Annotated in this window: 6 protein-coding genes and 2 riboswitches; of the genes, 4 read left to right on the top strand and 2 right to left on the bottom strand. The window is 72.5% G+C overall.

The features are described from left to right. Positions 1-1,112: D-amino acid dehydrogenase (locus B8460_RS13910; protein ID WP_048862209.1), on the bottom strand; the 1,112-nt coding region annotated here is incomplete at its 3' end. A gap of 61 nt (positions 1,113-1,173) precedes the next feature. Continuing rightward, positions 1,174-1,268: riboswitch (glycine riboswitch) on the bottom strand. A 3-nt stretch (positions 1,269-1,271) separates the two neighbouring features. Next, a riboswitch (glycine riboswitch) is annotated at positions 1,272-1,365 on the bottom strand. Positions 1,366-1,527: 162 nt separating this feature from the next. Between B8460_RS13910 and B8460_RS13905 the strand changes: the two genes are divergently transcribed. The 4 genes from B8460_RS13905 (at position 1,528) to B8460_RS13890 (ending at position 4,412) form a co-directional block, all read left to right on the top strand. Continuing rightward, positions 1,528-2,235, top strand: coding sequence for a CBS domain-containing protein (locus B8460_RS13905; RefSeq protein WP_158322856.1), 708 nt, complete (start codon positions 1,528-1,530; stop codon positions 2,233-2,235). A gap of 52 nt (positions 2,236-2,287) precedes the next feature. Next, entirely contained in the window at positions 2,288-2,725 is a 438-nt protein-coding gene (locus tag B8460_RS13900) for a universal stress protein (RefSeq protein WP_048862207.1), read from the top strand. A gap of 87 nt (positions 2,726-2,812) precedes the next feature. Beyond that, the gene (locus tag B8460_RS13895) at positions 2,813-3,946 is read left to right on the top strand and encodes a M20/M25/M40 family metallo-hydrolase (RefSeq protein WP_048862206.1); all 1,134 of its coding nucleotides are present in this window, start codon (positions 2,813-2,815) and stop codon (positions 3,944-3,946) included. Between the two features lie 31 nt (positions 3,947-3,977). Continuing rightward, positions 3,978-4,412, top strand: coding sequence for a DUF3830 family protein (locus B8460_RS13890; RefSeq protein ID WP_199445649.1), 435 nt, complete (start codon positions 3,978-3,980; stop codon positions 4,410-4,412). Here B8460_RS13890 and B8460_RS13885 read toward each other — a convergent pair. Continuing rightward, positions 4,409-6,067, bottom strand: coding sequence for a hypothetical protein (locus tag B8460_RS13885; RefSeq protein WP_148360608.1), 1,659 nt, complete (start codon positions 6,065-6,067; stop codon positions 4,409-4,411). The two genes, B8460_RS13890 and B8460_RS13885, sit on opposite strands and share 4 nt — an antisense overlap. Positions 6,068-6,400: the final 333 nt, after the last annotated feature.

Genomic DNA, 6,400 nt, shown 5'->3' with positions numbered 1-6,400 from the left:
GCGCCGACGCGCGGCATCAGGCTCGGCGTCATCGGGCGCAGCCCGGCCCACGGCGTCACGCGCTCGGTCGAAACGCCGGGGAACAGCGCCTCGGTCCATGCGACGAGCGGGCGGATGCGCGCGGCGCGGATGTCGCGGTCCTCGCCGTTGAACTCCGCCGTGCCGGCGACGCGGAAGCGGTCGGGGCCGAGGCGGCTCGCCACGATCTTCGTCGCGTCGTCGAGCAGACTCACCATGGGCGCCGCCGCGCGGCTTGCCGCGTCGTCGAGATGCACGGTGATCGAATAGCCCTTCACCGGATAGACGTTGACGCGGTCGCCGAGCATCGCGGCGAAGCGGCGGCTGGCGACGCCCGCGCAGACCACGACGGCGCCGGCGGTCGGCACGTTCGGCCCCTCGCCGCCCGCCTGCCACGTGACGCCGATGCCGCCGCGCGCATGCGTCAGCGCCGTCACGTCCGCGTCGAAGATGAAGCGGGCACCGCGCCGGATGCAGGCATCGGCGAGACCGCGCGTGAACTTGTGAATGTCGCCGGTGGAATCCGACGGGGTGTAGAAGCCGCCGTGAAAGGCGCCGTGCAGCGTCGGCTCGATCGCGCGCATCTCCTCCGGCGTCACCGCGCGGCGGTCGAGGCCGCCTTCGCGCAGCAGCGCGTTGACGCGCGTCGCCGCGGCGAAGCCGGCGCGGTCGCGGTAGATGTGCAGGATGCCGCGCCGGACATGGTCGAAGTCGATCCCCTCCTGCTCGGCGATGGCAAACAGGTGGCGGCGCGCCTCGATCGCGAGCCGCGTCGTCTCGATCGTGTGGGTGCGGTAGTTGCGGATCTGCGCCGCGAACTCGGCGAACCAGCCGTATTTGTGCAGGCTCGGCCGGGGATTGACGAGCAGCGGCGCGTCGCGGCGCAGCATCCATTTCGCGCCCTTGAGCAGCGTGCCCCAGCTGTTCCACACCTCGGCGTTGCTCGCCGAGAGCTGGCCGCCGTTGGCATAGGACGCCTCCATCGCCGCGTAGCGCTGGCGGTCGAGCACGATGACGCGATGGCCCCGGCGCAGCAGGGCATAGGCGGTGGTCACGCCGGTGATGCCGGCTCCGATGACGATGACGGTGTCCATGACCCGTGTCTCCGTGGCGAGGGTGAGCAGCGAGACCGGTTGCCGTCCGTCTCCTGCCCCCATCTGTCACGGTGCCTGAGAGCTTGGCCCGTCACGCCGTGCGGCGTTGATCGGGCGTCCCCTTCGGCGGGCGCACGGTCGCGCCTCTCTCCAGATCGTCCTTCCGCGGCGGTCCCTGGTGCCTGAGAGTTTCCTGGGGGGTTGCTCCGTCGGCGCCGGTGCAGCGGGCACCGGTCTCTCCCGCAGCGGTCATCGGACATCCCGAATATCGCACATGCAGCATCGGCGTGCCACAAAAATCGTCTATGACCCGATCGTTCGATGCCGTCCGATGAGCGGCGCGCGATTGAGCGGGATCAAGGCGGCGCGTGTCGCCCCGGTGTTTCGTGCACGCGGCCGGACGAGGAGGAATACCGTGAAGATTTCCGATGTCATGACCCCGGAGGTCGCAACCGTGGAGCCCGCCGACAGCGTGGCCCGCGCGGTGGGCGTGATGATCGATCGCCGGGTGAGCGGCGTGCCGGTGGTGGATGGGCAGCGCCACCTGCGTGGCATCCTGACGGAATCCGACTTGCTGCGCCGGACGGAGCTGGATACCGGCTATCGCCGCCCGCGCTGGCTCGAGTTCCTGATCGGCACCGGCCAGCTGGCGCGCGAATACGTCCACACCCATGCGCGCCGGGTGGAGGAGATCATGACCAGCGACGTGATCACCGCGACGCCGGACACCGATCTCGGCGAGGCGGTGCGGCTGATGGAGCGCAAGCGCATCCGGCGCCTGCCGGTCGTCGAGGATGGCGTGCTGGTCGGCATCGTCAGCCGCGCCGATCTGGTGCGGGCGCTGGCGCGGCTGCTGGACGATTCCACCATCGTGGTCCGCCCCGACGCGGCGATCGCCGACGACATCCGCCGCGCGATGGCGGACGCGCCCTGGAGCGGCCATTCCGGCGTCACCGTCGCGGTCAGCGGCGGGGTCGCCACGCTGGACGGCGTCATCGTCGACGAGCGCCAGCGCGAGGCGCTGCGGGTGCTGGCGGAAAACGTGCCCGGCGTGGTGCGGGTGGTGGACAAGATCGTCTGGATCGAACCGGAAACCGGCGTCACGATCGGACCGCCCGGCTGAACGCGGCGCCGCGTCCGGCCGGCGCTTCTGCACACCGCAAGGGGATCATGCCGTGAAGCTGCTGGTCGCCGTGGACGGGTCCGCCGCGTCGCTGCGCGCGGTGGAGTTCGCGACGCGCCTTGCGCAGGCGACGTCGGGGTCGCTGGTGCTGCTGAACGTGCAGAACCGCGGGACGCTCGACCTGTCGGACATCGACGCGGGCGAGCGCGATGAGCGCGCGGTGGCGGCGGCGGCGTCCGACCGTATCCTCGCCCGCGCCGCGGCGCGCTGTCATGCCGGCGGCGTGTCCTGCGTCACGAGGGGCGCGTTCGGCCCGCTCGCGGAGACGATCGCCGGCGTGGCCGCGACCGAGCACGCCGATCAGATCGTCATGGGCACGCATGGCCGTGGCCGGGTCGGCGCGGCGATGCTCGGCTCGGTGGCCCAGGGCGTCATCCACGCGGCGCATGTGCCGGTGACCTTGCTGAAGGGCGGCGGCCACGCGGGCTGACGCGCGGCCGGTGACGGTCTAGCGTCGCCGGCCTGACGTGGCACGCGCCGTGCCTGCCGCGTCCTGCGCGACAGGACAGGCCCCGCGATGACCCTCGACGCCCTGCGTTTCGACGCCGCCACGATCCTCGAGTCCCTGCGCCCCTGGGTCGCCTGCGAGAGCCCGACCTGGGACACCGCGGCGGTCGGGCGGATGATGGACCTGGCGGGCCGCGATCTCGCGCTGCTCGGCGCGTCGGTCGAGCGCATCCCCGGCCGCATGGGCTTCGGCGACTGCCTGCGCGCCCGCATCCCGCATCCGCGGGCCGGCACGCCCGGAATCCTGCTGCTGGGGCACATGGACACGGTGCATCCGGTCGGCACGCTCGGCACGCTGGCATGGCGGCATGACGGCGGCCGCTGCTACGGCCCGGGCCTGTTCGACATGAAAGGCGGCAACATGCTGATGCTCGCGGCGCTGCGCGCGCTGCAGGACGCCGCCGTGCCGACCGCGCTGCCGGTGACGATCCTGTTCACCAGCGACGAGGAAGTGGGCAGCCCCAGCACCCGCGACCTGATCGAGGCGGAGGCGGCGCGGCACCGCTATGTCCTGGTACCCGAACCCGCGCGGGCCGATGGCGGCGTGGTCGTGGCCCGGTATGCGATTGCCCGCTACCGCATCGCGACCCATGGCCGACCGAGCCATGCCGGCGCGCAGCTCGCGGCCGGCGCCTCGGCGATCCGCGAGATGGCGCGGCAGATCCTGGCGATCGAGGGCATGAGCGGCGACAGCCCGACCTACAGCGTCGGCATCGTGCGCGGCGGCGCCTGGTCGAACTGCGTGGCCATGCTGTGCGAGGCGGAGGTGCTGACGATGGCGCGCACCGCCGCCGACCTGGCGCAGGCGGACGCGGCGATGGCCGGCCTGCGGGCGGTGGGGGAGGGATGCCGCGTCACCGTCACCCCCGGCCCGGTGCGCCCGCTGTGGGAGCGCGGCAATCCGGGGGGCGAGCGGCTCTATGCGGCGGCGCGCGACCTCGCCGCCGGGCTCGGCTTCGCCATCACCGCGCAGGCGTCGGGCGGCGGCTCGGACGGCAATTTCACCGGCGCGCTCGGCATCCCCACGCTCGACGGCCTCGGCGTGCGGGGCGACGGCGCGCATACGCTGGAGGAGCACATCGTGATCGACAGCCTGCCGGAGCGCGCCCGTCTGCTGGCCGGGCTGCTCGCGACCCTCGACTGACCCCCCATCCCGCCAGGAGCATCCGCCCCTCATGACCGCCGTTCCGCCGATCACCCACCTGACCGTCACCGCCGGTCCCTATAGCTACGATGCCCGGCTCGAATGGGCGGACGCGCCGCAGACCTGCGCCGCCTTCGTCGCGCGCCTGCCGTTCGAAAGCCGGCTCGTGCATGTCCGCTGGAGCGGCGAGGCGGTGTGGATGCCGCTCGGCGACATGGATTTCGCGGTCGGCTACGAGAACCACACGAGCTATCCGGCACCCGGGCAGGTCATCCTCTACCCGGGCGGGATCAGCGAGACGGAAATCCTGCTGGCCTATGGCGGAGTGCACTTCGCCTCGAAGGTCGGGCAGCTGGCCGGCAATCATTTCCTCACGATCACGTCCGGACTCGACACGCTCGCGCCGCTGGGCCGGCGCGCGCTGTGGGAGGGGGCGCAGCCGATCCGTTTCGCCGCCGCCGGTTAGGGGGGCGTGAGGCCGAAGACGCTGACGCTGCGATAGGACGCGACGTACACGCGGCCGTTGGCGACCACGGGGCTGATGAAGGCGTTGGTGATCGGCCCGGGCCAGGCGCCGGCGACCGCCCGATAGATCGGCGGGCCGAGGCGGACGGCGTCATAGGCTTCCAGGGTCAGCACGTGATCGCGCCGGACCACCCACACCACGCCGCTGCCGGCCGCGGCGCCGTTCGACGACACCACCGGCATCGAGCCGCCGTAGCCGGCCTCGCTGGTGCCGCGCGCGACCTCCCGCATCGACGGCACCTCGCCCGAGGCGACGAGATAGGCGCGCAGGACGTCGGCGGTGATCTGCACATAGACGGTCGGACCGGCGGGGCCGGCATAGAAGGCCGGTCCGCCCCACAGCCCCGCGCCGGACTCGCCGATGCGCGTCGCCTGGAGCGCCCCGGCATGCGGCTCGGCCGGGCCGCCGAGATGGTGCTGGTCCAGCAGATACAGGACGGCGTCCTTGCCGATCGCGACCGCCATGCGGGTGGCCGGCTGCGGCCCGGTGGGCGGCAGCAGCATGACGCCGCCCGATCCGAAATCCAGGTCGTTGTCCGTCAGCGCCGTGTGTTCGAGCGGGGTGAAGCTGCCGATCACGTCGTCGAGCCGCGGGTCGAGCCGCAGCACGCTCTGCCCCCAGGCACGATGGCCGGCGATCGGCTGGAAGCTGCCGTTGCCGGTGACGACGAAGACGTTGCCCTCGTCATCGACGGCCGGGGCGAAGCCGCTCATCCAGATGCCGGCGAGGCGGCTGCGCGCGCCCGCGGCCTCGATGGTGTGAAACGTCGCGTCCGGCGTCAGCGCGGGGCCGTAGCGCAGCAGCCAGCCCGACACGCTGTCGCGATTGGTGTCGCAGTGCGACCCGATGCCGACATAGAGCGCGCCGTTGGCGAAGGCGAGGCCGGCGCGGTTCCACTGGCTGCGCGGATCGTAGCGCAGCACCGAACCGTCATCGAGCCGCGCTTCCGCGTCGATCGCGACCGACGGCACGCGGTCGCGGCCGGTCGCCAGATCGATGGCGTGCAGATCCGTCTCGAAACGGCCGGGCGCGGGTTCGACCGCCGCGGCCACGTAGAGCGTGGCGCCCCCATCGGGTCCGCGCATGATGACCGGTGTGCTGGAGATGCCGTATTCCCCCTGCACGTCCGGGCAGCCAACGTCGCGTGCCGATTGCGGCACGCCGAGGCTGCGCCGCCAGAGCAGGGCATAGGTGCGGGCGTCGAACGCATAGACGCTGTCGTGGCCGGTCGCGACGACCAGCACCTGATGCGCCTGCCCGTCCGGCATCCGCAGGTTCGCGACCAGCAGGGGCTGGGCGAGCACAAGCCCGTCCACCGGCAACGCGGCCAGCCGGCCGAAGCGCGGGGAGGCGACGGTCGCCGCGGCGAGGTCGGTCTCCGCCGGGTTCCAGCCGGTGCGCAGGCCGTCATAGTGGAACGTCGTCACGTCGATCGGCGTGCCGCCATACGCCATCTCGAGGCCTGCCGCCGCCCTGGGGTGCAGCGGCACGAGCGCCTGCGCCGCATCGTCCAGCGGGGCGGCGACGTCCGCGCCGGCGGGGGAGGCGAGCAGGGGGGCGATCAGCAGCCCGGCGAGGGCGGCGATACGGGACAAGGCAACGGGCATAAGCGTGCGTGACCGGGTGGGAGGAGGCTGAACGTTTACACCCGATCATTGCACGCGCCGGGTCGCTGCACACTAAAATCGCCATGCGATGGCAACCTTGCGCCTGTGCGCCGCGCGAGGCCCGGTCCGTGAACGGAAAACAGGCACGTCGGCCGCCGCCGGACGATCCGGGAGGGCCGGTCGGAGGAGCCTACGGTGCCCCGCCGCCGCTCCCCGCGTGGCGGCGCGCGACCCAGGCATAGGCCAGCAGCGCGGCGCCGAAGGCCATCGCATAGACGCCGATCCAGGTCGCGATGATCGCGGCGCCGGCGGCCGGCGCGG

Origin of the sequence: Acidisphaera rubrifaciens HS-AP3, from assembly GCF_000964365.1 — a bacterium.
Lineage (GTDB): Bacteria > Pseudomonadota > Alphaproteobacteria > Acetobacterales > Acetobacteraceae > Acidisphaera > Acidisphaera rubrifaciens.
This window is presented reverse-complemented; position numbering and strand designations above follow the sequence as displayed.